The following is a 26,630-nucleotide window of genomic DNA, read 5'->3' as shown; positions in this document are numbered from 1 at the left end:
TTCTAGTTTTTGAGTTAAACATTAAGATTTTGCACAACACTTTTCCAGATAAAAACTCTTGGCTTTCAACTCAAGATAAATATACCTGCAGAAAAATTTTGTACTTGACACAACACCAGGGGGGTATTGTAATCACTCAGAATTGGTGGGGGTTTTGAGACAGGGAAGGTTGTGCGAAAAAATTTTATAAAAATTTTTGAATAACTCTACAAAAATATTTATTAGGATATTCAATTATTTTTTATATCTTTGTAAAAAATTTGAAACATTCTACAAAATAGTATAGATGCAGAAACAGTTAAAAGATATTGCTAATATAAAGTTTGGACTTTATGTAAAACCACTAGAAAAGGGTTTTGCTAAATACCTGCAAGCTAAAAACTTTGATGATTTTGGCAATCTTCAAAGTGATATAGATGCATTTGTAAATATAGACAATAAAAATGAAAGTCACCTTTTAGAGGATGGTGATGTGCTTTTTGTGGGTAAAGGTTTTAGAAACTTTGCTTGGACTTACAACAAATCTATGGGACCAGCAATTGCTTCTTCTATATTCTATGTAATTAGAATAAACAAGGAAAATGTAAATCCCGATTATATTACAACATTGTTTAATTCTCAAAAATACCAAAGTCAGTTTCAAAGTATGGGTGCTGGTAGTTCTATTCCATCTATTAGAAAAGGTGAACTAGAAAGTATTATGATTGACATACCAAAATTAGAAATACAAAATAATATTGCTACAATTAGTGCCTTACATTCAGAAGAAATCAAATTATCAAATCAAATTATAGAACATAAAAAAGCCTTGTTTCAAGGTATAATTAATAAAATCGTAAAATAGATTACTATGGAAAATAAAATCACACAAAAAGAAATTAATCAAATCGTTTGGAAAGCTTGTGACACTTTTAGAGGTGTGCTTAACAGTAATCAATACAAAGATTATGTATTAACTATGTTGTTTGTAAAGTATGTATCTGATGTATGGAAAGACAAAAAGAGTTTCTATGCTACAAAATACAACGGTGACGAAACTCGTATGGAACGAGCTTTGTCTAATGAGCGCTTCAAACTTCCAGAGAACGCAACCTTTGAATTTCTTTTTGAAAACAGAAACGAACCTAATTTAGGTGAGCTAATCAACACTTCATTAGAACGTATAGAAGATGCTAACAGAAGTAAATTAGATAGAGTTTTTAGAAGCATCGATTTTAATTCCGAAAATAATCTAGGGCAAACTAAAGATAGAAACAGAAGACTTAAAAATTTGTTGGTTGATTTTGCAGCAATGGATTTACAGCCTTCTCATTTAGATGGTAACGATATTATTGGTGATGCTTATGAATATCTAATTTCGATGTTTGCAGGTGAAGAAGGCAAGAAATCGGGCGAGTTCTACACACCTAGCGAAGTATCTACCCTATTAGCAAAATTATTAAATCCACAACCAGGAGACCGTATCTGTGATCCAGCGTGTGGAAGTGCATCGTTGTTGATAAAAATGGCTAAAGAAGTAGGAAGTAACAACTTTGCCTTGTACGGTCAAGAAGTAAACGGAAGCACTTGGGCATTGGCTCGTATGAATATGTTTTTGCACGAAATTGACGATGCTACTATCGAATGGGGAGATACTTTAAATAATCCTCGTTTACTTGAAGGAGACAATTTAATGAAGTTCAACATCGTTACCGCAAATCCTCCATTTTCATTAGACAAATGGGGTGCTGAAGCAGCAGTTACAGACCTACACAACCGTTATCATAGAGGAGTTCCTCCAAAAAGTAAAGGCGATTACGCTTTTATTAGCCACATGATTGAAACTACTTATGAAGACACAGGACGTGTTGGGGTTATTATGCCCCATGGTGCTTTATTCCGTGGCAGTAGCGAAGGTAAAATACGTCAACAATTAATAGAAGAAAATCTTTTAGAGGCAGTTATTGGATTACCTGCTAACTTATTTTTTGGCACAGGTATTCCTGCATCTATTTTAATTTTTAATAAAGCAAAAGGAAACAATACAGACGTGTTGTTCATTGATGCAAGTAAAGGTTATGAAGCCGGTAAAAACCAAAATAGATTACGTGATAGTGATATTAAAAAAATAGTTGATACTTATTTCAACTTCAAGAAAGCTGAACTATTAAATACAGAAAATGGTGTAGTTATAGAAGATAAATATGCATTCAGAGCTACTTTAAAAGACATACAAAATAACGATTACAACTTAAACATTCCACGTTATGTAGATACCTTTGAAGAAGAAGAAGCCATTGATGTAAAACAAACGCAAGAAACCATTGTAGCCTTAAAGAAAGAGTTGGTGACTGTGGAAGATAAAATGAATAAGTACTTAACGGAGTTAGGATTTTAATTTTCAAAAAGAATGAATAACAACGATACAACACCAACAATAAGCCATAATAACAGGCAGGTTCCGAACGGTTATAAAAAAACCGCTATTGGAATTATCCCATCAGATTGGAAAATAATGACGTTAGGAGAACTTTCTGATATTAAGACAGGAAAGAAAGACAATCAGAATAAGGTAGATGATGGGCTTTATCCTTTTTTTGTAAGGTCAAAAAATATTGAGAGAATTAATTCGTATTCTTATGATGGTGAAGCTATACTTATACCGGGAGAAGGTAATATTGGTGAGATATTCCATTACATAAATGGTAAATTTGATTATCATCAAAGAGTTTATAAAATAAGTGACTTTACCGATGAAACAACAGGTAAGTTTATTTTCTATTACTTTCAGGTGTTCTTCCTAAAAGAAACTATCAGACATTCGGTAAAAGCTACAGTTGATAGTTTAAGACTACCTACTTTCACTGAAATGGTTATTCATCTTCCACCATTATCAGAGCAACAAAAAATAGCTGAAATATTATCAACTTGGGATGATGCAATAAATACTTGCAAAAAAACAATAGACACAATAAAAGATAGAAATAAAGGACTTGCTCAACAATTATTATCAGGTAAAATTAGACTAAATAGGTTTAGTGTGAAGTGGAATAAAACTGAATTGGGGAAAATCTCAAAAAGAGTTACTACAAAAAATGAAGAGTTAAATGATACTGTAGTAACTATTTCAGCTCAAAGAGGTTTTATACTTCAAGAAGATTTTTTCAATAAAAGAGTTGCTAGTGATACACTTTCAGGGTATTTTTTGTTAAAAAAAGGGCAATTTGCATATAACAAAAGTTATTCTAATGGCTACCCAATGGGTGCTTTCAAAAGACTAAACAATTTCGAGAAAGCTGTTGTAACAACGCTATATATATGTTTTGAACTACTTGAAAATGTAAACTCAGATTTCATGGTTCATTATTTTGAAAATGGCTTTATGACAAATAAATTAATGAAAGTTGCAAAAGAAGGTGGTAGAGCACACGGTTTATTAAATATTGGTTTAGATGATTTTATGAATTTAGAATTGACAATCCCATCTTTTGAAGAACAAACTGCCATAGCACAAGTTTTAGAAACAGCTGACCAAGAATTAAAAAGTTACGAAGCAAAATTAGAAGCCTTGCAATTACAAAAGAAAGGCTTGATGCAACAGTTGCTAACAGGAAAAATAAGAGTGAATGTAAATTAAAAATATACGATATGGATTTTGAAGTTTATTGTGATGAGAGTGGTCTTGAGGCTTTAAATCAAAAAAAAGCTCATCTTTTTATGGCTATTGGTGGTGTTTGGATGCCTTCAGAAAACCGTAAAGAATTCAAAGAAGGAATTAATAAAATCAAAGAAAAACACAATATTAGTGGCGAGTTAAAATGGAATAAAGTATCTCCTGCTTATTTTGACTTATACAAAGATTTAATTGATTTTTTCTTCACCACAGAATACATCCGCTCAAGAGTGTTAATTGTTGAATCGGATAAAGTAGATAATATCAAATTTAACAATGCAGACGCTGAATTAGGATTTTATAAATTCTATTATCAATTATTGCATCATTGGATTTATGACTTCAACAATTACAGCATTTTTGTTGACTTGAAAGTTAATAGAGATAAGAGCCGAATAAAAACTTTAGAAAAAAAATTAGATCTTGCTAACCTTACTTCTGACATTAAGTACATCCAAGGATTACCATCCCATGAATCTGTAGGGATTCAATTAGCTGATTTTATCACAGGATTAGTTGCAGCCAAATTTAATAAAGAGATTGTTAGTGAAGCTAAAAAAGGATTAATAAGTCATATTGAACACAACTATTTAAAGAAAGAAATTAACCACACTCCAAAGTACGAGGAAAAATTTAATGTATTCAAAATTAATTTACAAGGAGGTTGGTAATGGCTTACAAAAAGATAAAATCACATTTGATGTCAGAGACAGATTTGAGGCAGCTCTGGAATGATGAGTATTGCAAAGTTGATGTTTATACTCATGATGGAATACTTGTACAGTTCTACCAAGATATGTTTGATCATTGTTTTTACGAAAGTTATGATAGGGGGGCTAGAGATAAATCCATACTTTCATTAAACCGACTAGAAAAGATATTATGGATTAAAGAAGCGCTATTAGATAAAACTGCAGTTTTAAAAAAGGGGTGGGACAGAAAAACTAAAACATATACAGATGACAGAAGACTTACTATTGTAAAAGACAATTATATAGTAGTTATACTAATATTCAAAAACAATAAAGCAAGATTTGTAACTGCTTATGAAGTAAACGATGATGATAATTTAGACTTAATATTAGGAAGTCCTAATTGGTAGAAATAAAAAAACGCTGATTAGCTGGTTCAGCGTTTGAGACCTTTGTAGATTCCCTACTCAAGGTAAAGAACAGTGCAAATATACAACTTTATTAACATAAAGCAATAGTTATACCAAAAAAAGCTATTTATACAGATAAATCAATAGATATGAGTACTCCATCTTTTATAGAAGACCACATAGCACAACTACCTGCATTAAAACTTTTAATGAACATAGGTTGGCAATATCTTACTCCTGATGAAGCTCTTGAAGCTAGAGGAAATAGGACTTCTAATGTATTGTTAGAAGATATTCTAAAAGAACAATTGCGTAAAATAAACAAGATTGAATACAAACAAAAAGAGTTTGAATTTACAGATACAAATATAAGTAATGGTTTACTTGCATTAAGAGATTTACCTGTTCAAGATGGATATATTGCAGCTAATAAAGCTTATTATGAACTAATAACATTAGGAAAAAGTCTAGAACAAACAGTTTTAGGCGACAAAAAGAGTTTCTCTTTTCAATATATTGATTGGAAAAACCTTGAAAATAACACCTATCATGTTACCGAAGAATTTAGTGTATTACGTTCAGAAAGAAACGACCATTATCGTCCGGATATAGTGTTATTTATAAATGGTATCCCTATGGTTGTTATTGAATGTAAAAGTCCAATAGTAAAAGAACCTATTGACAAAGGAATAGAACAACACTTACGCAATCAACAAGATGATGGCATACGTTCATTATATCTATACAGTAACATACTATTGTCTATTGCTGTAAACGATGCAAAGTTTGCAACTACTGCAACGCCTAAAGAGTTTTGGAGTTTTTGGAAGGAATTATTTAAAACAAAAGAAGAACAAACACTTTGGGAAGAAACTATTTCAAATATCAAAACAAAAGCAGTAAACAAAGACGATTGGAATAAATTAATAGATTGGCACGAAAAGAGAAATGAGTTTATTGCAAATGTGGTCGATAATTCAGAAACCGTTACAGAACAAGATAAATTATTATTCAGTTTTTGCCAACCAAAACGAATATTAGATTTAATGTTCAATTATATAGTATATGATGATGGAGTTAAAAAAATAACAAGGTATCAACAATACTTTGGTATCAAAAACACACTAGCACGTTTAAATACTAAAACAAATAATAAATATACAGGTGGTGTAATTTGGCATACACAAGGAAGCGGAAAATCATTAACAATGGTTATGCTAGCCCAATTGATTGCGGCACATCCAAACATTAAAAACCCAAAAATCATATTAGTTACTGACCGTATAGATTTAGATAGCCAAATAACGGAAACATTTCAAAAGTGTCAATTTCCTATAGAAAATGCTGAAGTAGGTGCATCAAAAGAAATCATCAAAAAATTAAAAGGTGAAAAGCTAACAGATAAGGAATTTGATAAACTCAAGAAGGACAAAAGTTTATTAAATCTTATTGCAGAACCTGGCGATGCTGTAATCACTACTTTAATACACAAATTTAAAGCAGCGGTAGATGCTTCTGTAACACCTTTTCTGTCTTCTGAAATTTTTGTATTAGTTGATGAAGGACATCGTAGTCAGTACGGTTCTTTCAATGTAAGAATGCAACAAGTTTTTCCAAATGCTTGTTTTATAGCTTTTACAGGAACTCCATTGATGAAAAAAGAAAAAAGTACCGCCAATAAATTTGGTGGCTTAATTGATGTTTATTCTATCAATGATGCAGTTGCTGATGGTGCTGTTGTTCCACTTCTTTATGAAGGAAGACACAATTTAATTGAAGTAAATGACAATCCAATTGACAATTATTTTAATAAAATCTCCGAGCCATTAACACCCTACGGAAAAGCTGCTTTAAAAAGAAAATATAGTAGTAAAAACATGCTGAATAAGGCTGACCAAATCATTTATGCAAGAGCTTGGGATATTGTGGAGCATTTTGTAGATAATTGGCAAGGAACTGTTTTTAAGGGACAATTGGTAGCACCTAATAAAGCAACAGCAATTAAATATAAAGAGTATTTTGATGAAATAGGAAAAGTAACGTCCGAAGTCATTATTTCAGCACCTGACACACGTGAAGGAGAAGAAGATGCATTTGATAAGGTTGATGATAAAGTAAAAGCGTTTTGGAAGGCTAAAATGGATAAATATGGTACTACTGAAAAGTATGAGAAATCAATTATTAGCGCATTTAAAAAACAAGATGAACCCGAAATTATTATTGTTGTAGATAAGTTATTAACTGGCTTTGATGCTCCTAGAAACATTGTTTTATATATAACAAGGTCTCTAAAAGAACATACATTACTACAAGCAATTGCAAGAGTAAACAGATTACATCCCGGTAAAGATTATGGATATATCATTGATTATTATGGAAATCTTGAAAACTTAGACAAAGCTTTAGAAACTTACTCAGGCGACAATGCTTATGATGAAGAAGATTTAGTAGGTACATTTACAAATATCAATGATGAAATTAAAAAGCTTCCACAAGCACATTCAGAGGTTTGGGATATTTTCAAAACCATATCTAATAAGTATGATGAACCAGCCTATGAAGTGCTGTTAGCAGATGAAGAAATAAGACATAACTTTTATGAAAAGGTATCAATATTCGCAAGGTTACTGAAATTAGCATTGTCTAGTTATGAGTTTGAAACAAAAACACCTGATAAGGTAATAGCGAAATACAAAAAGGATTTAAAATTCTTTTTAGAATTACGAATTTCAGTCAAAAGAAGATATTCAGACGAAGCAGATTATGCCTCTTACGAACCACAAATTCAAAAGTTAATAGACAAACATATTACAACTGAAGGTGATATGTTAAAAATAACCGATTTGGTAAACATATTCGATAAAGAACAAAGAGAAGCAGAAGTTGAAAAACTAACAGGTAAAGCTGCAAAAGCAGACCATATAGCTAGTAGAACAATTAGAGCAATTAATGTAAAAATTAATGAAGACCCAATTTATTATAAAAACTTATCAGCTTTAATCCGTGAGACAATTGAAACATATCGTTTAGAAAGAATTACAGAGGCAGAATATTTAAGAAAGGTTAAAGAGTTTGAAGCTGAATTTTTAAGCGGTAAAAGAAACAATGTTCCAGAGGCTTTAAATGGTAATGATACAGGTATTGCGATATATAACTTAGTAAAAGAAATATTGAAAACTGAATTAGCTTCTAAACCTGAAATCGCTTCAGAAATCGCATTAGAAATTGACACTATCATCCGTTCAATTGTTTATGAAGATGATATATTGATTATTGATTGGCAAAACAAAACGGATATAGAGGGTAAAATTAAAATTGCTATCGATGATTATATTTTTGATTTAAAAGCAAAATATGATTTAGAGATTACTTTCAAACAAATAGATGATCTAGTAGAACAAGGATTAAGTATTGCAAAAATCAAATTTGTATAATGATAGCTAAAACCAATAATATTAAATACGGCAAAAAGGAAATAAGCTATGAACTAATTTTTCAAGACAGAAAAACATTAGGTATAAAAGTATTTCCCGAAGGTTCAGTAAAGGTATATGCTCCATCAAATACAAGTAATGAGAAGATTGAAGAAAAGGTAAAGGAAAAAGCACGTTGGATATTAAAACAACAAAATGAATTTTTATCCTATCATCCTTTAACTCCTGCTAGAAAGTATATTAATGGAGAAACACATTTATATCTTGGCAGACAATATATATTACAATCAGAAATAGGTCAAACAAATCAAGTAAAGGCATACAGAGGTAAATTAGTGATACAGCACAAATCAAATACAAAGGTAGAAACGGTTGTGAAAAAATGGTATAGAGAAAAAGCAATGGAACATTTCAATTCAGTCTTAAATGAAAAAATAAACCTCTTTACTAAATATGATATTGAAAAACCTTTAGTAGAAATACGCTCAATGAGTAAACGTTGGGGCAGTTGCACAGTAAAAGGAAAAGTAATATTAAATCCAGAACTAATCAAAGCACCTAAAGGAAGCATTGAGTATGTTATGATACATGAACTGTGTCATTTAGTACATCACAATCATACCAAAGCATTCTATGAATTACAAGAAAAAATAATGCCCGATTGGAAAAAGTGGAAAGAAAAACTTGAACATAGTTTGTGCTAATAAAAAAATAAGAGCAAAAATTAAAAATCTATTTGCAATTTATGAAACAATTCAAAGCAGGATATATAGTAGATACAATCAGTAATTTAATTACTGATAATTTTAAGTCATCAAATTATTTTAATGAAAAAGGAAATGATGAGATTAATAAGGTAAAAGGTTTGCTTCAAAATCTTAGTGCTTTTGATGTACAATTTCCATATAAACATAAGATTGATTACTGCAATATTCATCCTGTTTTAGCAACCATTAATAACATTATTACAAGAGGTCTGCCAACCAAAGCACCTCTAATAATAGAAGAAAAATTTGTAGAAATAAATTTAATAAATGCCAATAAAGAAGAGTTCGAATTCAAATATAATGAACCAATAAAAAAAATTGAATATCAAACTATTTTTGAATTATTACATCTAATTGAACCAAAGCTTCAAATAAATAAAATGAATTATGGGGGTTCTCTAGGAAGCCATCTAGAATGGCAATTTATTGAACAACATCCATTTTTAATTCAAATTTTACAATCGCAAAGAGATTTTGCTACATTGACTCCATCTATGTCAGGTGGTCGTTCAGTCGATTTTAGTTTTACATCTCCATACTTGCACTGGAATTCAGCCAACAACACTTTAAAAAATGTAACTAGAATATTTGAAATAGATGGTCCTCATCATTTATTAAATGAATATGTGTATTATGACAATAAACGAGATATTGCAGCCGAGGAAGTTGATGCAAAAACCTATCGTTTCACAAAAGAAGAGATTCAAAAAAATGAAATTTCTTTTGAAGCATTAATTAGCAGAGATATCTATAAGATATTTGAAAAAAACTTCTATCGTAATCATAATGATTTTATTGAAGAATACAGCTTAATTTATATCCCGTTGGCAGTTGCAAGAATTCAAAAAGTATTGATTGAACATTTTATTGCAAATCAAGATTTGTTAAACGAAAAAACTTTAAAAGTTGCAATAATAGAAAGAGATTTGCCTTGTGGAGCATTAGCAATAAAAGGTTTAGAAGATTTTTTTACAAATATAAATGCTATACTAGAAGATAATGATAAATTAACTTTACCAAAAATAGAATTGAGCATTTTTGAAAATGAAAAATGGGTGATTAATCAGAAGTTACACTGTGGTCATAAGCCTAAAAATGAATCTTTTTTTGGATCAAACGATTTTGACATCATAATAGATCATTGCATTTTAAAGCGTTCCCAAATTTATAAGGAAAAAGAATATTCACTTCGTGATGCAATAGTAATCAATTCATCACACTACTTTGATAATTCAGCAAATAGTGGTAGAAAAGTATATTGTTCAGATTTATTAAATTATGTTGCATTAGTTCAAAAAGAAAATGATGGTTCCTATTCTCCTATTAGAAAATATGAAAAAAATATCAACTTTTTTATTCAAAACATCTTCCGAAAAATTAGTTTTAGAGAAGGACAATTGCCTATTATTTCAAGAGCTATTCAACAAAAACCTGTTATTGGATTATTACCTACCGGTGGTGGTAAATCATTAACCTATCAACTACCTGCTTTTTTACAGCCTGGTTTGTGTTTAGTAGTTGACCCGATAAAATCTTTAATGGAAGATCAAGTAAGGGTGCTAAAGGAGAGTTGGATAGACTGCTGTGAATACATAAATTCAGCGATAACAACTCAAGAAAAATTCAAAAGAATCATTGATTTTCGTTTAGGAGAAACACTTTTTTTCTTTGTTTCACCAGAGCGTTTTATTATGAAAGATTTTAGAAGCGTCATAAAAAATATTGATGGCTCTAAATTGGGACTAGGATTCTCTTTTTGTGTAATTGATGAAGTGCATTGTGTATCAGAATGGGGACATGATTTTAGATATACTTATTTAATGTTGGGTAAAAATGCTCAGAAATTCTGTAAAATAAAAAATCATGATAAAAAAGTAACGCTAATTGGACTGACAGCTACAGCTTCATTTGATGTACTAACCGACATTGAAAGAGAATTACAAATAAAAAATGATGATAATGATGTGGCAAATGCCATAATTATGATAGAAAATACGATTAGACCGGAATTGTTTTTTAAAATTATTGATGTTACTGATAAAGACAGAATTAAAACCCTTAATGAAAATTTTTCTAGCTTAGGGAAGCAACTTTTAACTATCAATAATCAGGAAATCTTAACCAGATCCCAACTACAACATTTTCAAGATTTTGAACCTAAAGATTTTGCTTTAAGAAATCAGAAAACAAATGAATTTGAAAAAGATAAAGAAGGCAATTTTATTTTTAAATACAACCCTAAGCTTTTATTAGACGCAGATTTAAGTCAATATCAAACAGATGATTTTTATACAATTACATTTTGTTCAGTTAAAGGGACAAGTGTTTATGAATCGGGAGAAAATATTGGGGAATTCATTAATAAAAAAGGGGTGAGATATGTTCATGAAAAATTACAATCCAAAAGCAAAGGTTATTATTATGCCAATGATGAATATGAAGTAGATCCAGAAATTCAAGATTACTTTCTAAATTTCACCACTAAAAATGGTTCTATTCATCATATGGTTTGTACAAAAGCTTTTGGAATGGGTATTGATAAAAGCAATATCAGAAGTACTTATCATTTTAATTATTCGAGTTCACTTGAAAGTTTTGTTCAAGAATGTGGTCGTGCTGGTAGAGATAAAAAAGTAGCATTAGCTAATATACTTATTGATACTAATTACATAGCTTTTTTTGATTTGAAAAAATTCTTTGAAGAAAATTCAAAATTAATTGACAAAAAAATTCGTTTTATTCTTAGGTTATTATTGTCTAATAACTTTAAGTCAAAAGCAGCTTTTATTGAATTTATTAAAACTACAGACTTCAATTATAAAAAGAAAGATGGTGAGCTTATTTCATTTAATGAACAACAAAAAGAAAGAATTCGCACTTTAATATTGAATAATATTGAAAGTGATAATTCTTGTTTATATGAAAAGTATGTTGACAGAGATATTCATAATTATTTTTATAGTTTATCATTCAAAGGGGTTGATTTTGAAAAGACTCAGATAAAATTTTTATTTACAGAACCTGAGTTTAGTGAAAAATCACCATTTAATGAACAAAAAACTTTAAAAGAAACTTTTAATGAAACAACTAACGACACTTTTGAATTTGTAATAAATCACAATAAACTATATGAAGATGCCGCAAATAATAAAATAGATGAAATTAAAGCAATGTTTTTCATTACAGGTAATTCATTTGACAAAAAAATAAAAGAAGTACTTAATAAATCTTTAGACTTAGAGGAATTACTTTTCAATATAGACAAAGAAGACATCAAACATTATGAATTTATTACTGAAGAAAACAAAAAACGATTAGAAGTAATATTCTACAGAGACCGGCATACTGGCGATACAGGCAGACTAATTTATAGACTTCATTCTATGGGTTTACTCGTTGATTACACCTATGATTATAAAATAAAAATATATAACTGCACCTTTCAGAAAGAGAAAAATATTGATGTTTATATAAGTAACATTGAAAGTTATTTACGACGTTATTTATCTGAAAATTCTACATTAAATAAGATTAAAGAATTAAAAGAAAAAATATCATTCCAAAAAGAAAGTTTTGTAGAAGACCTTTTAGAGTGTCTATATTTCTTAGCTGAATTCTCATATAAAGAAATTGCAGAAAAAAGAAAAAGAGCAACTGATGAAATTCAAGATACCCTAATTAAAGCCATTGGCTATGACGATTGGTTTGAGCAAAACAAGTTTATCAAAGAACAAATTTATTTTTATTTCAACGCAAAATATGCTAGAAAAGAATTTATAATTGGTAATGAAAATTATTCATTATTAGAAGATTATAATAACTATTCGGAAAATAAAATAAATCCAAACAGTATCTTAGATAAATATTTAGAAGTGTTCAAATTAGAAGGCACAGAACAAAATAATTACAAGCACATGATGGGATCTTGTAAAAAAATAATGCAATCGCTTTCAGTTTCGGATTTAAATAAAGAATGGGTACTTCGATTGTTAAAAGCATTTTCAATGTATGCAGTCAACAATTCTGCTTACCGTTCTGAAGCAAACATGGAATTAAAAAATGGTTTTGAAAAATTATATAATGATGAAGTATATCATAACAATGACTATAATAAAATAGAAGAAATTTTTAAAAATTATTTCAATATTTTACTTAAAAATGTAGACGAAACAAACCAATCATTTCAAGATATAAATTTAATAAGGAACATACTTTTACAAAAATTGCAATACAAAGGAATTGATGCATTAGTAACAAAATATAAAGAGTTTTAAAGATGGGAAAATACAATACAGAAGAAATTCTTAGAGAATCTCAAGAAAACGTAAAAAAATTAAACGAGAAATTAAAAGACATAGAATCATTACATAATGAAATCAAAGAATCTGTAAGTCTGAGTCTTAAAAATCCAGTTCTTTTCAAAGAACTTGCAGAGAAATTAAATAATTCTGCTGAATTATATTTGACTAAAAACAATACGATATTTGACCAAAAAATTGTTGAAATTTCTAGTAAAATAAATCAGTTAGGTTCAGAAATAACACGATTAGTCGAAGTAGATTTCAATACTTTATTCAGAGATTTAGAAACAAAATTTTTAGAGAATTCTAAAGTAGAAATCGGCAAAGAATTAAAGAAATTTGATGAGAAAGCAACTAATCTTCAAAACAAGATCGATGATTTAGGCAAAGAAATTACTCGACTATCTAAAATAGATTTAGAAGAACACTTTAATAAACATCAAAATAAGTTATCGGAAGTTTTCATTTCAATTAATGGGATAAATGGGATACTAACAACCATTTCTCAAAATATAAACAAGATAATTCAAAACTTTGGTGATATTGAACAAGTACTTTCTAAAAACCAAAAAGAAACAAATAAAAGTTTTGATTTAGTTTATGAAAATCAAGAAAAAAACAAAAAAGAACTACTTTCAAAATTAGAAGAATCTGATGCTAAATTGAATTCAATTATTTCTCAAAATGAACTATTAAAAAAAGAACTAAATTTCAATAAAAAGTTAATTTTATTAATAGCATTATTGATAGTAATTTCTTCCATAATAATTATAAAATGGAAGTAGAAAAACTTAAATTAATACAACAACTAGAAGAAATGGGTGAGGTAGTTTTTGTAAAAAGATTTGAAGACCCAAGAGATGCTTTTGCGCATTATTTTTCTATACTCGATATAGAAGGCATAGATAGATTGCTTAGTGATAAAAATTATTATGATGGTGCTACTAAATTGGAGTATTTAAAACTTATTGATGAACATTTTATAAGCCTCAAAAAAAATGGAATTTATTCGTTAAGTATTATCCCTGGCAAATGCAATGGATGTAAAAATGGTTGTTTAGGTTTTACTTTTTTAGATGAAAAAGAAGGTTTTTATTCAGACTTTATAATTGAAACTAAAAATACTGAAATAGTAAACTTTATGGAATGTTTTAATTTAATAAATGATGTTGAGATTAGTAATAAAAAAGAGCAAATTACAATCAAACCGTTTAAGTTAGATAGCGATAGATATAATACTCCATTTTAAGTTTAAAACAATCCCCAACTCCTAACTAGAGAAGTTGGGAAATTATCAACTCAAAAACCAAGCGTAGTTAGAATTCCTATCACTTAGTGCATTTGAGATGCCTTTACTAAAATCAAAGGCATTCACCCCTCTTTCAAGGAAAGTGTCAATATAGCTGGACTTATTAGAACCAGTCAACAAATTATAAAACTCCCACATACTAATATCTCCATTAGCATTTCTACAGAAGCTTTCATCCTGGTAATAATCTTTGGCTACGGTGTTGATGTGACCATCATTTAAGAGAAATTCAGGTATTAAAGATTTTTCTTTTTTAGGCAAGTAATTGTAAAGCCTACTTTTGCCAATAATTTGAGCAAAATCTCTTTCTGTCAAACTATAGTCTAAAAGATTTTTCATTGTTTTTAGATGCTCCTGAGCTTTGTATTTGGCTATAGTTTGGATTATTTTATCTTCCAAATCAAGAACCGTCATGGCTCTAATTTCACTCTGGTAGCCATCAGTAGAGATACAAAGGTTACAACATACCATATTCTGAAAGCCAATAAAAAATTTGAACTTTTCATAAGTTTTCTTGTTGTATAGGTTTTCCTGATTATAGGCTCTGACTCCACCAATTGTCAAAGCCAATTTATTACCATTAATGGTTTCTGTAATACCTGGAATTCTAATAATAAAAGCCATTCTTTCAAAGTAAGATGTTCTCTGATATTCTTGCAGGTCTTTAGCAGGAATATGCAATGCATCAGGAGTTCTACCTTTAATTTGATGGCTAACTCTTATCTCAGGAGTTTCAATTGTTTCTTTTGGGAAAACAGTATCTATCGCACTAATAACCGTTTCAATAAATTCTTGGTGTGATATAGTTATCTCATTATCTTTTGTAAAGACTGGTATTACACATTTCTCTTTTAAATGAGAGAAGCCAATACTCTCGGTATTAGCCTCAATAAATGGTGATTTTATAATAATTTCAGGATTACTCCTAGAAGTAAAAACTATATTTTCTTCTGGCAAGAGTATTTCTGCATGGTGGACTGTTTTAACTGGTGTGAGGGTAAGTTCCGTTTCCATTTGTAGATGTATTAGTTATTAGATTATTTAAAAGATTTTTCTTGTTTACAAATTCTTGTTCCATACTCTTGGCTAAATCAAGGTTGTTTTTATACAAATCTGATAGTTCTTGTATTGTCATACATTCTACTATTTTCTGCTGCATTTCGGATTTTGTTATGGTGCTATTACACCATTCTAATATCTTTTTACCTGTATGAGTATTGATAAGAAATTGGGGTTTACCTTCAAACAGTAATGTCCTGTCTTTTGATGCTAATGCAAAGTGCTTGCTATCAATATCAAAAACAATAGTGAATTCATAGCTAATTTCATCTCTTTGTATAGCTTTCAAACCTACTTTCTCCGGAACCATTTTTCCATTTTTTTCACTGATAACATAATCTTGTTTTACTCTCATGGTAGCAATAACGTGAGCATTGCAGTTAAGAATTTTGTCTACAAATGCTTTTTGCATCGGAGTGATTTTGCTCCAATTGGTAAAACTATTCCCTGGCAATGATGCATGGTAGTCAATCAAGAAATCCCAACAATGGCTAGTGCTGTCCAAGATGATAACTTCAATTCCTGCATTGATACAAACATCAATAGCCTCTATATAGCGTTGTGGTGAGTGTGGTATTTCTAAATTAAGTACATTATAGCCTCCTAGATGCGCATAGAGGTTAGCAGAACCATTTTCTGTGTCAATGACTGCTACTTTACTCATGTCTCCATTTGTGAGACCCTGAGCTATTAGAATGGCACTCATCGTTTTTCCAGAACCTGATGGTCCTTGTAAAGCCATTTTTATCTTGGCTTTACTTCTTTTTGATTTTTGTAATTGCATGATTTAACAATTTAAAGATTAATATTTAGTTTTATAAAGTGGTTACTAAAAAAGCGACTATCACAGTGACAAAGTGATAATCGCTTTTGAAAAGTTTTTTTGAAAAATCTGAATACTAAAGAAAGAAGTTTAAAGACTAGTGATTTAATCTAGTTTGAAAATTACTTTTTAACACAAAATGTCACTGTGTCACTTTTAAATACTTTCATTTAGTTATTTTCTTTTTCTTATTTAATATTGAAAGCTAATCTTCCACATTACTTTCATTACGGATTAAGTTGCTTATATTCAATTCAACAAATACATTCCCATTGCTTTTGTAATGGTTAGTAGGTATTTGATAATAATTACAATACTTATCAATCCATTTTTTAAAAATAATAGGTGTTATACGTTTTCCTGTATTTGGCTTTTTATTGTTGAAGTTGTCGAACAGTTTGTTTTTGTCAATGATGAGAATTTCTGTTGAACCCTGCTTTAAATAGAATTCAGGTTTACTGATGATAGAATCCATAAAATCCATAAAATCAATACTTGTTTCAAGTTTTAATCTATTGAAGTCTATGTTGATAGATTTTGGCTCAATAAGTCCGTATTTTAGATAAAATTGAAGAATCTTGACAATAAAGTTATCAAACTTAACCCATTCATCTTTATTCCAATCTCTAAATAATTGATGCCCAAATTCCTCTTCAGGAGTTAATACATTTTTAAAATAGGATGACACTTCATATTCTACTTTCCTTCTCTTTTCTGCGTTTCCACCACCACCTTTGACCACATAATTTGAAGAAATTAAAATTTTTGGGCTATCACTACTAGGAATAACTACTGCATTTTTATATTTCTTTTCAAAACATAAGTCTCCTGTGATTAAAGGGTAAATAGCTTCAAAATCAAAATCTTTTCTAACATCATCAAAAAAAATTATTCTATGATGATTGTTTAAACCTGAAAGTCTAAACTTATCCGATATTTTAATTGTTTTTCCATCTATAAACAACATTGGTAAAACTTGTTCGATGGCTTTTGCAATTAATGATTTTCCTGTACCTCCATTAGCTTCATCAAATTCAACATCAATTTCTGAATCCATTAGTATTATTGCTTTAGATAATGAAGGATCCTTATAAGAGTGAATTAAATAACCAATTATTGAGTTGATACTTCTAAATCTATCCTCATCTTCATTGGCAATTTTATATAGAAATTTAAAAAAAATGCTTTCTCGAAAATCATCAACAATAAAATCTCTTTGAATGATTTCTTTTTCCCAAACAAAACCTAAAAAGTCTTTATATTCAATGAAGTCAATATTGGTTTTTGTTACTTTTAAAATAACATTCTTATAAAATAAATAACCAACTTCTTTGTTTCCATTATTTCTTTTTACATCAATGGTTTGAAAAGATTCAAAGTTTCTTTTCACAATGAATTCTGATTTCAAAAAAGCATCCCAAATATCATCTTTTTGTATGTACTCAGTATACTTACGAACTTCTGTCCTTAACATGTGTTCTTTAACCTCGCCTACAATAGAATTATTCTTGATTAAAACTAAAATGTAATTACCACTTTCATCTACAACTTTCCGGTAACCAATTTTTTCCCAAAACAGAATAAGCATTTTGTTATTAATGCTTATTTCTATTCTCCCGTTCTTTACTTCTTCTTTGAAAAATGGAATTACACCCTCATAACGGTCATTAAAATTACCATCAGGATTAAGCAGATTGTTTGTCTCCATAAGTTAAATTGTAAATTGAAATTGGTTCCATTAATAATTTTTCATTTGCATTGTCTATGACATCATTTTCAAAATCCTTTAAATAGGCAGAAGTGATGGCAATGTTTTGGTGTCCCATTGATTGACTTATCAAATCGGTAGATACTCCTAGTTGCTTAAGGTTTGTGGCATAACTATGTCTAGCCACGTAACTGGTCAGCGGCTTATTAATACCTACAATTCCTGCTATGAGTTTAAGGTCACTATTAAATCGCTTTAATTTTTTAGCTTTACGATTCTCAATTTGAATTGGACTTAAATTATCGTTAAGTAAAATTGGAAAAACATATCCGGTATTACTTTTTGCCTTTTTGTAATAAGATAAAATCTCACTCACTGGTTCAAGTATTTTGATAATAAATCTACCTTTCGTTTTAGACCTGGTATAGATGATTTTATCATCAATAATATTTTCCCAACGTAATTTCATCATGTCGAAGTAATTCATCCCACGAGTGTAGTATGAAAATACAAATAAATGCTTGGCTTCAACTAAATGCGGATATGCTTCTTCATCAAGATTTTCAATCAATCTAACTTCGTCTCTCGATAATGCTTTTTTGAAACCTTTGCCTTTTAACTTTGAAACTTTGTATACTTTGAAAGGATAGTACTTTTCATCAACAACACCTTTTTTAATAGCATCATTGAAGACTGCTCTGAGTTCTCTCATTCTAACACCAATTCCTCCATCATTACTTCCAGTAGACCTCAGATGAGTTTCGTATTTATCAAGCATCTCAACTGTTATTTCCTTGAAGAGTATTCTTTGATTTTTACAAAATCGGAAGAATGAATTTTTGGTGTCATGATGAGCACGCGCATTACCTGTTCTTCCTGCTAGGTTTAAATCTTTGATTTTATCTTCCCAAAATTCCAGAACAGTTATTTTACTTGACTCTTTACCTCTAAATTTTTCTTCAAATTGATTTAGTGTAAAATCAACTTCATCAATATTGAATTGGTCAATAATAGCCCAAGCTTTTTGTTTAAGTTTAGACAGAACAAGGTTCTTTTGGATATGGTTAGACATGCTTTTATTGAATTGGGATGATTTCTCATCCCAATTTGATTTCTCACAATCCATACCTAAAGTAATAATCTTGACTTTTCGGTTTTTAATGATTCTCAACACAATTGGATATAGTCCATTTTTGTTTTGAGCATCACGAAGTATGATACTAATTTTTGCCATAGTGTTGAAGCTTAATTGTTATTTCAAATTTTTTAACCTTGTCTTCGCCCCATATACTAATTCCTTTATAAGTCTCCACGATGTATTTTATGCTTTTAAACCTGTCCTTGCAAAATCGTGATAATTTATAATCTATAAATTTTGTAGATAATGGTTTATCACATTCAAATACCATCTTGAATTTGAAAAATTTGAAAAAATTGGAATTATTTAAATCTCTTAATATGTAAGTTATCAAATCATCGATATGTCTAGTGGATAAATTAAATTGAACAATACCCTCTTGGTTTTCTGAGAATAAATTAGTTAATCCACTTTTTAAACAGTTAAATTCTATTTCTAGATTAGATGATGCTTTAGATATGATTGGTGAAGATCTTTTTGAAACTTCATCATTCATATATAATCTTTGGCTTTCAAAGGCACATAGATTATTAGAATAGAGCATAACACTCCCATTTTTCCCATAAAAAGTTATATACTTAATCATTACTTTTAGTTTTTAAAGGGTTAGACAAATAACATTCAGTGTTGGTTTCAAATTCAGAACTCGGTGGTATTCTATTTTTAAGCAACCAATCTTCCAAATCGGACTTTTTAAAAAAGATTCTTTTTCCCCCCGGAATGTAATGGGGAATAATTTTTTGACTTGTCATTTTGTACATAAATGACTTTGAGGCACTGAGGAATTTTGCTGCCTCATTTAGAGATAAGATCTCTTCATTGTGTTTTTTCATAGTTAAAAGAATTACTTGCCAATTCGTTTTGGCTTCTGCAAAGGTTTAAAACTATGAGGGTGACTAAGGGTTACGGTAGGGTTACGGTAGGGTAATTTATATTAGAAGTTTTATATCAAATCATTGATAATATCATCTATAAAATCGTATTGATAAAAGTTGAATTTTAATTTACTTTTAGAATGTTTAATGTTTTTTAGAGTTTCTCCGTCCTTGCCTCTAAAAACATAACAAATCTTGTCATTGTAAATTTTTCCACTACTTTCTGTAATGAAATTTTCTTCCTGAAGCCTATTTATAAAATAAACCAATGAAGTCTTACAATTTTCACCATTATCTGTTAAGTGCATCCATTTTAATCCATATTTGACTTCTCCATTCGAAAAAGCATTGAAAAAATCAGATTTATTGCATTTTATCAATTTGTATTTAACTACAACTAATCTGTATAATTTTATTAAAGAGTTTTTTCTGTATTCGTTATCTTCATTGTCCCAGAGGAAAGATTGATTAGAATACTTAAAATCATTACTTCCAAAACTATCATATTGTGCAACAAATCTGGATAGTTCCAAGATAGCATCTTTAATAAATAGATAATCAGAATAATAAGTTAAACTACTCAATTCTAGGTTTGTTAATATGTTTCGAGAAATTTCAAGAAATTCATTTATTGGATGACCTAGATTAATTATGTGACTAACAGCAATTATAAAGTTGGATTTAGCTTTATTTTTTTCTTGAATAATCTTAATCTCAAAATATGACTCAAAATCATATAAAATTTCCCCTATGACATCTGGGTTCCCATAATAATCATAATATTGCCCTAAATAAGTAATTTCCCCCTTTGTCCTGTCGATTTTAGTATAAGACATTCCATGTTCATTAATGAAGTCATTAATAAATTGGTTGATTAAAATTTTTGTTTTATCAATTTCAAGTAAATCTTGAAAATAGCTAAAAGGGATTATATTATGATTAACATCCATTATCCAAAAATATATTTGTTTTACAAATGTATGACATGTAAAAACAAAAAAGACCTCACATCTCTGTGAAGTCTTTTCTTTAGTAGCTCCCCCTCTTGGGCTCGAACCAAGGACCCTCTGATTAACAGTCAGATGCTCTAACCAGCTGAGCTAAGGAGGAAGATGTTAAATCATTTAAGCGGTTGCAAATATAGAACGAATTTTATTTTCTGCAAATAAATAACAAATAAAATTTAAAAAAATATTATTTGTTTACAATAGCTTTGTAAATGTCATTACCATTAGCAAAAAGCAACAATGAAATAAGTAAAACAAACCCAACCATTTGTGCTTTTTCAAGAAACTTGTCGCTTGGCTTTTTACCTGAAATCATCTCGTATAATAAAAACATTACATGGCCTCCATCTAAAGCAGGTATTGGCAATAGGTTCATCACACCCAGCATGATAGATAACAAAGCTGTAATGCTCCAAAACACTTCCCAACTCCAACTGTCAGGGAAAACATTATAAATGGCAGCAAATCCTCCTACTCCTTTATAAGCTCCAGTGTTAGGATTAAAAATGGCTTTCAATTGTTTCCAATATCCAGATAATTGGTCAACTCCTTTTTGGATGCCAATGGGAAAGGACTCAAAAAATCCATAACTCTCTTTACTAAATTTATAATAGCCCAGTTTTTCTAAATTGTCTTCTTTTAAAGCACCAAAGCCAACACCTAATTTCCCATTTGCATTAATATTGAGGGTAACTTCTTTTTCTACATTATTGCGAAGTACCACTGCTGCCATTTTCTTCCCTTTATTTGCCTCTAAATAAGTGGTAACCTCGTCAATATAGCGCATGGGTTTGCCTTCAATAGAAATTAAAATATCTTTAGCTTTCAGTTGCTCTTTATTTGGAGAGTCGTCTGCAAAGCCACCAACTACAAATGGCATTCTTAAACCGATGACACTTTTTTTATCAGCATCAATGAAGTTTCCAATGAAGTTATCAGGAAGTGTAACTGTTTTTTCTTCACCATTTCTTATAACGTCTATTTGTTTTGCTGTTAAAACTTCACCACTTATTGCAGGAACAAAACGCTCCACTTTTTTACCATCAATAGCAATAAGTTTATCTCCAGTTTTTAGTCCTGCTTTTTCAACAACTGGATTGGTTACCCAGATCCCGTCTTTAATATTTTCGTTTTTAATGTAATAATCCCCATAAACGTAGGACATCCCAATATAAATAATAAATGCCAAAATGAAATTTACCGTTACACCGCCAAGCATAATAATTAATCGTTGCCAAGAAGGTTTTGAACGAAATTCCCATGGTTGTGGTGGCAAGGCCATTTGTTCCTTATCCATGCTTTCATCAATCATCCCAGAAATTTTTACATAGCCACCAAGCGGAAGCCATCCTATGCCATATTCCGTTTCGCCAATCTTCTTTTTGAGTAACGAATACTTAACGTCAAAGAACAAATAAAACTTTTCAACTCGAGTTTTAAATAATTTAGCAGGAATAAAATGTCCTAATTCGTGCAGAATAATTAGTATAGATAAACTCAATAAAAATTGAGATAATTTAATTACGATTTCCATAGTAAACTGTTAATTTCTTTTAAACGCACAAAAGTAAGGTTTTCACTTAACCTCTGCATATAATATTTGTTTAAGATGATTTTTTTATGAATTTTTTATGAAAAAAGGTATCCATTGGTCGTTGATTAAAACTGTAAAGTAACGTTTAGTAGTTTTTTTACTAAAATAACTTTGTCTTTAACTATATAGTCAAAAATGATTGACAACTATTTCACAAAGTAGTTTGCGCTTTATTTACTTTTTTGCAACCATAAACTCAAATTTTGTATTGATTATAAATTCGAAAGGTATTCTAAAACATTTCACTAAATTTGCGGACTTATAAAGAGAAACGTCATGTTACAAATTAGTTACATCAGAGAAAATAAAGACAAAGTAATCCTTGCATTAGCTAAAAAGCATTTCGATGCAAAGCCAATTGTAGAAGAAGTTATTCAATTAGACGAAAATAGAAGAAGTACGCAAGTAGCTTTAGACAATACTTTAGCTGAAGCCAATAAACTTTCCTCAGCTATCGGCGATTTGATGAAAAATGGCGAAAAAGCAAAAGCTGAGATTCTTAAACTAAAAACAGCGCAACTTAAAGAAACCAGCAAAGAACTTTCGGAAAAGTTAGATGGCTTTGCTTCTGAGCTAACCCAAAAAATGTATCTTTTGCCTAATCTGCCTGCTGCTATCGTGCCAGAAGGAAAAACTCCCGAAGAAAACCTCAATGTTTTTCAAGAAGGTACTATTCCAGTTTTGCATGAAGGCGCCCAACCTCATTGGGAATTAGTGAAAAAATATGACATCATCGATTTTGAATTGGGCGTAAAAATTACTGGCGCCGGATTTCCTGTTTATAAAGGAAAAGGAGCAAAATTGCAGCGTGCGCTCATTTCGTATTTCTTAGATAAAAATACCGAAGCAGGTTATCAAGAAGTTCAAGTACCACATTTAGTAAACGAAGCCTCAGGCTATGGAACCGGTCAATTACCTGATAAAGAAGGACAAATGTATCATGTAGGCATTGACGATTTATATTTAATCCCAACAGCCGAAGTTCCAGTAACTAATTTGTTCCGTGATGTAATAGTGCAAGAAAATGAATTACCAATTCTTTGTACAGGTTATACACCATGTTTCCGCAGAGAAGCAGGAAGTTATGGTGCACACGTTCGAGGTTTAAATCGTTTACACCAATTTGATAAAGTAGAAATTGTTCGAGTAGAACATCCTGATAAATCATACGAAGCCTTGGAAAATATGGTAGAGCATGTTAAAGGAATTCTTCAGGAACTAAAATTACCATACAGAATTCTACGTCTTTGTGGTGGCGATATGAGTTTTGCATCAGCTTTGACTTATGATTTTGAAGTGTTTTCGACAGCGCAAGAAAGATGGTTAGAAATTTCTTCGGTTTCCAACTTTGAAACTTTTCAAGCCAACCGTTTGAAGTTACGCTTCAAAGGAAAAGATGGGAAAACACAACTAGCACACACCTTAAACGGCAGTTCATTAGCGTTACCTAGAGTTTTAGCCGGAATAATTGAAAATTATCAAACACCAGAAGGTATTGTAATTCCTGAAGTTTTAAGACCTTACACTGGCTTTGATATTATAAATTAATAGTTAACCTTTTGTAAATAATGTACCAAATTGACACAAAATAACGTTACTTTGGTACATTAGTTTTTTAAATACATGAAGAAATTCTTTTCCATAACACTATTATTTTTTTCACTAGTTGCTTTTGCTCAAAACGAACAATTGGCCAATAATTATTTTGACCGTGGCGAATTCGAAAAAGCGCTTGTGAGTTATGAAGAATTGTTAAAAAAGCAAGCTGGTAATTTTAATTATTTTCAAAAAGTAGTTGAATGCTATCAACAACTACAGCAGTTTGACAAAGCCCAAAAAGCGCTTGAAGAAAGACTAGAAAAATACAAACAAAGTAATTTGATAGTAGAATTAGGGTTCAATTATCAACTGCAAAAAAATCAAGACAAAGCCAATAAATTTTATGACCAAGCTATCAGTAAAATCAAAAAAAATGCAACAGAAGTTTATGGTATTGCTTATGTTTTCGAGAGAAAGTCATTATTTGATTATGCATTAATGGCGTATAAAACTGCAATCGAAACCGACTCAAAATTAAGCTTTAATGTTCAAATGGCATTGCTTTATGGCCAAATGGGAAATATTGATTTAATGATAGAAACCTATCTTTTTGAAGCCTATTTAAATCCACAAAATCTTCCCATGATTCAAAACCAATTATCGCGTTTTATGACCGAAGATGCCGATGCTAATTTTAATGAATTGTTAAAAAAGGCCTTATTGGTCAAAGCGCAAAAAACACAAGACATTTTTTGGAACGATTTCCTGAGTTGGTATTTTGTGCAACTTAAAGAGTATGGTAAAGCATTTATACAACAAAAAGCAATTTATAAACGCAATCCAGATTCGTTTGGCAATATTGTCAACTTAGCGCAAATGGCAATCGAAGATAATGATGAAACATCGGCGAAGGAAATTTTGGATTTTGTAATTCAAAACACTAATGATTTGGAGTTGTTAATTCAGGCAAATTCCTATTTGGTTAAGATGAAAATTGATCATTCTTTAGAAAAAGATTATCCCGCTATTACTGAAGAATTGGATAAATTAATCAAGGAGTTTGGCGTAAGTCCATACACGCTTTCTTTATTAAAATTACAAGCTAATTTCAGTGCTTTTAAACTAAATAATCCTGAGAAAGCAAAGATTATTTTGAAAAACGCAATGGAAATGCCTCTCGATAGATATCAGTTGGCAGAAGTCAAAATGGAGTTGGCAGACATTCTTTTGTTTGAAGAAAAATTCAATCAAGCTTTGATTTATTATTCACAGGTTGATGAAGACATGAGTGGCGATGTGATAGGTCAAGAAGCCAGTCTAAAAACGGCCAAAACAAGTTATTATAAAACCGATTTTCAGTGGGCATCACACCAGCTAAAAGTACTAAAATCAGCATCATCACAATTAATTGCCAATGATGCGCTGGATTTATTCCTTTTAATCAGTGACAATACTGTGGAAGACTCTACACAAGTGGCTTTAAAAAAGTTTGCACGTGCTGATTTTCTTTTGTATCAAAACAAAAAAGAGTTGGCACTTTCTCAATTTCAAATGATTTTAAAAGAACATAAAGGCGAAGAAATTGAAGCGGTTACTTTGCTTAGAATTGGGAAAATATTTGAAAAAAAAGGAGATTTTAATGCCGCTTTAGAAAATTATAATGCAATCGTTACCAATCACAAGGAGTCGATTTACCTTGACGAAGCACTCTACTTTTCTGCTGAAATATATAATTCGCAGCTACAAGATGCCGAGAAAGCAAAGCCATTGTATGAGGAAATGATCTTCAAACACCAAGATAGTATTTATTACGTCGACTCGAGGAACAAATACAGAAAACTGAGAGGAGACACAAATCTTTAGTGTTCAGTGTTCAGTTATTAGTGTGCAGATTGTAAAAATAAATTTCAAAAATCAATCCCAATTCCTAAATAATTATGATACTCTACAACGTAACAATAAACATTCACGAAAGTGTTCACGACCAGTGGATGATTTGGATGCAACAAAAACATATTAATGATGTCTTGGCTACAGGAAAATTTACCTCGGCTCGCATGGTGAAAGTTTTGATAGAAGAAGAAATGGGCGGAACGACTTATTCTATTCAATACACGACAGATAGCAAAGAAACGTTGCAAAAATATTATGATGAAGATGCACCACGACTGCGAGAAGAAGGACATCGTTTGTTTGGTGATAAAATGTTAGCGTTCAGAACAGAGTTGGAATTGATTTCGGAACATTAAGAGATTATAAAAACCTAGCGACTTAGTGTCTTCGCGGCAAAAAATAAATTAGATACTGAAATAAATTCAGCAT

The 26,630-nt window shown here is 30.3% G+C and carries 21 protein-coding genes and 1 tRNA gene; 13 read left to right on the top strand and 9 right to left on the bottom strand.

What is annotated here, in order from left to right:
- Positions 1-286: 286 nt before the first annotated feature.
- The 10 genes from WFZ85_RS04365 (at position 287) to WFZ85_RS04320 (ending at position 14,505) form a co-directional block, all read left to right on the top strand.
- Positions 287-844 (top strand): restriction endonuclease subunit S, encoded by a 558-nt coding sequence (locus WFZ85_RS04365; RefSeq protein ID WP_342695062.1) that lies wholly within the window; start codon positions 287-289, stop codon positions 842-844.
- A 6-nt stretch (positions 845-850) separates the two neighbouring features.
- Positions 851-2,377 carry a type I restriction-modification system subunit M gene (locus tag WFZ85_RS04360; RefSeq protein ID WP_342695061.1) on the top strand — a complete coding sequence of 509 codons (1,527 nt, stop codon included), beginning with the start codon at positions 851-853 and terminating at the stop codon, positions 2,375-2,377.
- 12 nt (positions 2,378-2,389) lie between these two features.
- Entirely contained in the window at positions 2,390-3,616 is a 1,227-nt protein-coding gene (locus WFZ85_RS04355; RefSeq protein WP_342695060.1) for a restriction endonuclease subunit S, read from the top strand.
- A gap of 11 nt (positions 3,617-3,627) precedes the next feature.
- Complete coding sequence (locus WFZ85_RS04350; RefSeq protein ID WP_342695059.1) at positions 3,628-4,323, top strand: DUF3800 domain-containing protein; 696 nt, start codon at positions 3,628-3,630, stop codon at positions 4,321-4,323.
- 29 nt (positions 4,324-4,352) lie between these two features.
- The gene (locus WFZ85_RS04345; protein WP_342695058.1) at positions 4,353-4,754 is read left to right on the top strand and encodes a hypothetical protein; all 402 of its coding nucleotides are present in this window, start codon (positions 4,353-4,355) and stop codon (positions 4,752-4,754) included.
- Positions 4,755-4,903: 149 nt separating this feature from the next.
- On the top strand, positions 4,904-8,188 hold the full coding sequence (locus WFZ85_RS04340) for a type I restriction endonuclease subunit R (protein ID WP_342695057.1): 3,285 nt from the start codon (positions 4,904-4,906) through the stop codon (positions 8,186-8,188).
- The gene (locus tag WFZ85_RS04335; protein ID WP_342695056.1) at positions 8,188-8,892 is read left to right on the top strand and encodes a M48 family metallopeptidase; all 705 of its coding nucleotides are present in this window, start codon (positions 8,188-8,190) and stop codon (positions 8,890-8,892) included. Before WFZ85_RS04340 ends, WFZ85_RS04335 begins: the two co-directional genes overlap by 1 nt.
- 41 nt (positions 8,893-8,933) lie before the next feature.
- Positions 8,934-13,229 (top strand): DEAD/DEAH box helicase, encoded by a 4,296-nt coding sequence (locus WFZ85_RS04330; RefSeq protein WP_342695055.1) that lies wholly within the window; start codon positions 8,934-8,936, stop codon positions 13,227-13,229.
- Between the two features lie 2 nt (positions 13,230-13,231).
- A complete protein-coding gene (locus WFZ85_RS04325) occupies positions 13,232-14,041 on the top strand; it encodes a V-type ATP synthase subunit I domain-containing protein (RefSeq protein WP_342695054.1) in 810 nt (269 codons plus the stop codon).
- Complete coding sequence (locus tag WFZ85_RS04320; RefSeq protein ID WP_342695053.1) at positions 14,032-14,505, top strand: hypothetical protein; 474 nt, start codon at positions 14,032-14,034, stop codon at positions 14,503-14,505. The genes WFZ85_RS04325 and WFZ85_RS04320 overlap by 10 nt, the downstream gene beginning before the upstream one ends.
- 45 nt (positions 14,506-14,550) lie before the next feature.
- Here the strand turns inward: WFZ85_RS04320 and WFZ85_RS04315 are convergent, their stop codons facing one another.
- The 9 genes from WFZ85_RS04315 to rseP form a co-directional block, all read right to left on the bottom strand.
- Positions 14,551-15,579, bottom strand: a complete 1,029-nt coding sequence (locus WFZ85_RS04315; RefSeq protein WP_342695052.1) for a DUF3871 family protein — start codon at positions 15,577-15,579, stop codon at positions 14,551-14,553.
- The gene (locus WFZ85_RS04310) at positions 15,548-16,408 is read right to left on the bottom strand and encodes an AAA family ATPase (protein ID WP_342695051.1); all 861 of its coding nucleotides are present in this window, start codon (positions 16,406-16,408) and stop codon (positions 15,548-15,550) included. Before WFZ85_RS04310 ends, WFZ85_RS04315 begins: the two co-directional genes overlap by 32 nt.
- Positions 16,409-16,652: 244 nt before the next feature.
- A complete protein-coding gene (locus WFZ85_RS04305; protein WP_342695050.1) occupies positions 16,653-18,155 on the bottom strand; it encodes a primase-helicase family protein in 1,503 nt (500 codons plus the stop codon).
- A complete protein-coding gene (locus WFZ85_RS04300) occupies positions 18,133-19,389 on the bottom strand; it encodes a site-specific integrase (protein ID WP_342695049.1) in 1,257 nt (418 codons plus the stop codon). The genes WFZ85_RS04305 and WFZ85_RS04300 overlap by 23 nt, the downstream gene beginning before the upstream one ends.
- Positions 19,376-19,837 carry a hypothetical protein gene (locus WFZ85_RS04295; protein ID WP_342695048.1) on the bottom strand — a complete coding sequence of 154 codons (462 nt, stop codon included), beginning with the start codon at positions 19,835-19,837 and terminating at the stop codon, positions 19,376-19,378. Before WFZ85_RS04295 ends, WFZ85_RS04300 begins: the two co-directional genes overlap by 14 nt.
- Before the next feature lie 34 nt (positions 19,838-19,871).
- Complete coding sequence (locus WFZ85_RS04290) at positions 19,872-20,126, bottom strand: helix-turn-helix transcriptional regulator (protein WP_342695047.1); 255 nt, start codon at positions 20,124-20,126, stop codon at positions 19,872-19,874.
- A 110-nt stretch (positions 20,127-20,236) separates the two neighbouring features.
- Entirely contained in the window at positions 20,237-21,118 is an 882-nt protein-coding gene (locus WFZ85_RS04285) for a hypothetical protein (protein ID WP_342695046.1), read from the bottom strand.
- Between the two features lie 86 nt (positions 21,119-21,204).
- Positions 21,205-21,278, bottom strand: a tRNA-Asn gene (locus tag WFZ85_RS04280).
- 84 nt (positions 21,279-21,362) lie between these two features.
- Positions 21,363-22,709: an RIP metalloprotease RseP gene (gene rseP / locus WFZ85_RS04275; protein WP_342695045.1), complete on the bottom strand. Its 1,347-nt coding sequence runs from the start codon at positions 22,707-22,709 to the stop codon at positions 21,363-21,365.
- A 336-nt stretch (positions 22,710-23,045) separates the two neighbouring features.
- On the opposite strand from rseP, the gene serS reads away from it, so the two are divergent.
- The 3 genes from serS (at position 23,046) to WFZ85_RS04260 (ending at position 26,557) form a co-directional block, all read left to right on the top strand.
- Complete coding sequence (serS, locus tag WFZ85_RS04270) at positions 23,046-24,317, top strand: serine--tRNA ligase (protein ID WP_342695044.1); 1,272 nt, start codon at positions 23,046-23,048, stop codon at positions 24,315-24,317.
- A gap of 75 nt (positions 24,318-24,392) precedes the next feature.
- Entirely contained in the window at positions 24,393-26,171 is a 1,779-nt protein-coding gene (locus WFZ85_RS04265) for a tetratricopeptide repeat protein (RefSeq protein ID WP_342695043.1), read from the top strand.
- Between the two features lie 74 nt (positions 26,172-26,245).
- Positions 26,246-26,557, top strand: coding sequence for a DUF4286 family protein (locus WFZ85_RS04260; protein WP_342695042.1), 312 nt, complete (start codon positions 26,246-26,248; stop codon positions 26,555-26,557).
- The last annotated feature ends 73 nt before the right edge of the window (positions 26,558-26,630 follow it).

Origin of the sequence: Flavobacterium aureirubrum, assembly GCF_038739835.1 — a bacterium.
In the GTDB taxonomy this organism is placed as follows: domain Bacteria; phylum Bacteroidota; class Bacteroidia; order Flavobacteriales; family Flavobacteriaceae; genus Flavobacterium; species Flavobacterium aureirubrum.
This window is presented reverse-complemented; position numbering and strand designations above follow the sequence as displayed.

Bases quoted from the DNA above. Each gene is read 5' to 3' on its own strand.
- serS (WP_342695044.1), top strand. From the start codon at position 23,046: ATGTTACAAATTAGTTACATCAGAGAAAATAAAGACAAAGTAATCCTT.
- WFZ85_RS04260 (WP_342695042.1), top strand. From the start codon at position 26,246: ATGATACTCTACAACGTAACAATAAACATTCACGAAAGTGTTCACGAC.
- WFZ85_RS04265 (WP_342695043.1), top strand. From the start codon at position 24,393: ATGAAGAAATTCTTTTCCATAACACTATTATTTTTTTCACTAGTTGCT.
- WFZ85_RS04305 (WP_342695050.1), bottom strand. From the start codon at position 18,155: ATGGAGACAAACAATCTGCTTAATCCTGATGGTAATTTTAATGACCGT.
- WFZ85_RS04290 (WP_342695047.1), bottom strand. From the start codon at position 20,126: ATGAAAAAACACAATGAAGAGATCTTATCTCTAAATGAGGCAGCAAAA.
- WFZ85_RS04335 (WP_342695056.1), top strand. From the start codon at position 8,188: ATGATAGCTAAAACCAATAATATTAAATACGGCAAAAAGGAAATAAGC.
- WFZ85_RS04345 (WP_342695058.1), top strand. From the start codon at position 4,353: ATGTCAGAGACAGATTTGAGGCAGCTCTGGAATGATGAGTATTGCAAA.
- WFZ85_RS04300 (WP_342695049.1), bottom strand. From the start codon at position 19,389: ATGGCAAAAATTAGTATCATACTTCGTGATGCTCAAAACAAAAATGGA.
- WFZ85_RS04365 (WP_342695062.1), top strand. From the start codon at position 287: ATGCAGAAACAGTTAAAAGATATTGCTAATATAAAGTTTGGACTTTAT.
- WFZ85_RS04295 (WP_342695048.1), bottom strand. From the start codon at position 19,837: ATGCTCTATTCTAATAATCTATGTGCCTTTGAAAGCCAAAGATTATAT.
- WFZ85_RS04310 (WP_342695051.1), bottom strand. From the start codon at position 16,408: ATGCAATTACAAAAATCAAAAAGAAGTAAAGCCAAGATAAAAATGGCT.
- rseP (WP_342695045.1), bottom strand. From the start codon at position 22,709: ATGGAAATCGTAATTAAATTATCTCAATTTTTATTGAGTTTATCTATA.
- WFZ85_RS04285 (WP_342695046.1), bottom strand. From the start codon at position 21,118: ATGGATGTTAATCATAATATAATCCCTTTTAGCTATTTTCAAGATTTA.
- WFZ85_RS04320 (WP_342695053.1), top strand. From the start codon at position 14,032: ATGGAAGTAGAAAAACTTAAATTAATACAACAACTAGAAGAAATGGGT.
- WFZ85_RS04340 (WP_342695057.1), top strand. From the start codon at position 4,904: ATGAGTACTCCATCTTTTATAGAAGACCACATAGCACAACTACCTGCA.
- WFZ85_RS04330 (WP_342695055.1), top strand. From the start codon at position 8,934: ATGAAACAATTCAAAGCAGGATATATAGTAGATACAATCAGTAATTTA.
- WFZ85_RS04315 (WP_342695052.1), bottom strand. From the start codon at position 15,579: ATGGAAACGGAACTTACCCTCACACCAGTTAAAACAGTCCACCATGCA.
- WFZ85_RS04360 (WP_342695061.1), top strand. From the start codon at position 851: ATGGAAAATAAAATCACACAAAAAGAAATTAATCAAATCGTTTGGAAA.
- WFZ85_RS04355 (WP_342695060.1), top strand. From the start codon at position 2,390: ATGAATAACAACGATACAACACCAACAATAAGCCATAATAACAGGCAG.
- WFZ85_RS04350 (WP_342695059.1), top strand. From the start codon at position 3,628: ATGGATTTTGAAGTTTATTGTGATGAGAGTGGTCTTGAGGCTTTAAAT.
- WFZ85_RS04325 (WP_342695054.1), top strand. From the start codon at position 13,232: ATGGGAAAATACAATACAGAAGAAATTCTTAGAGAATCTCAAGAAAAC.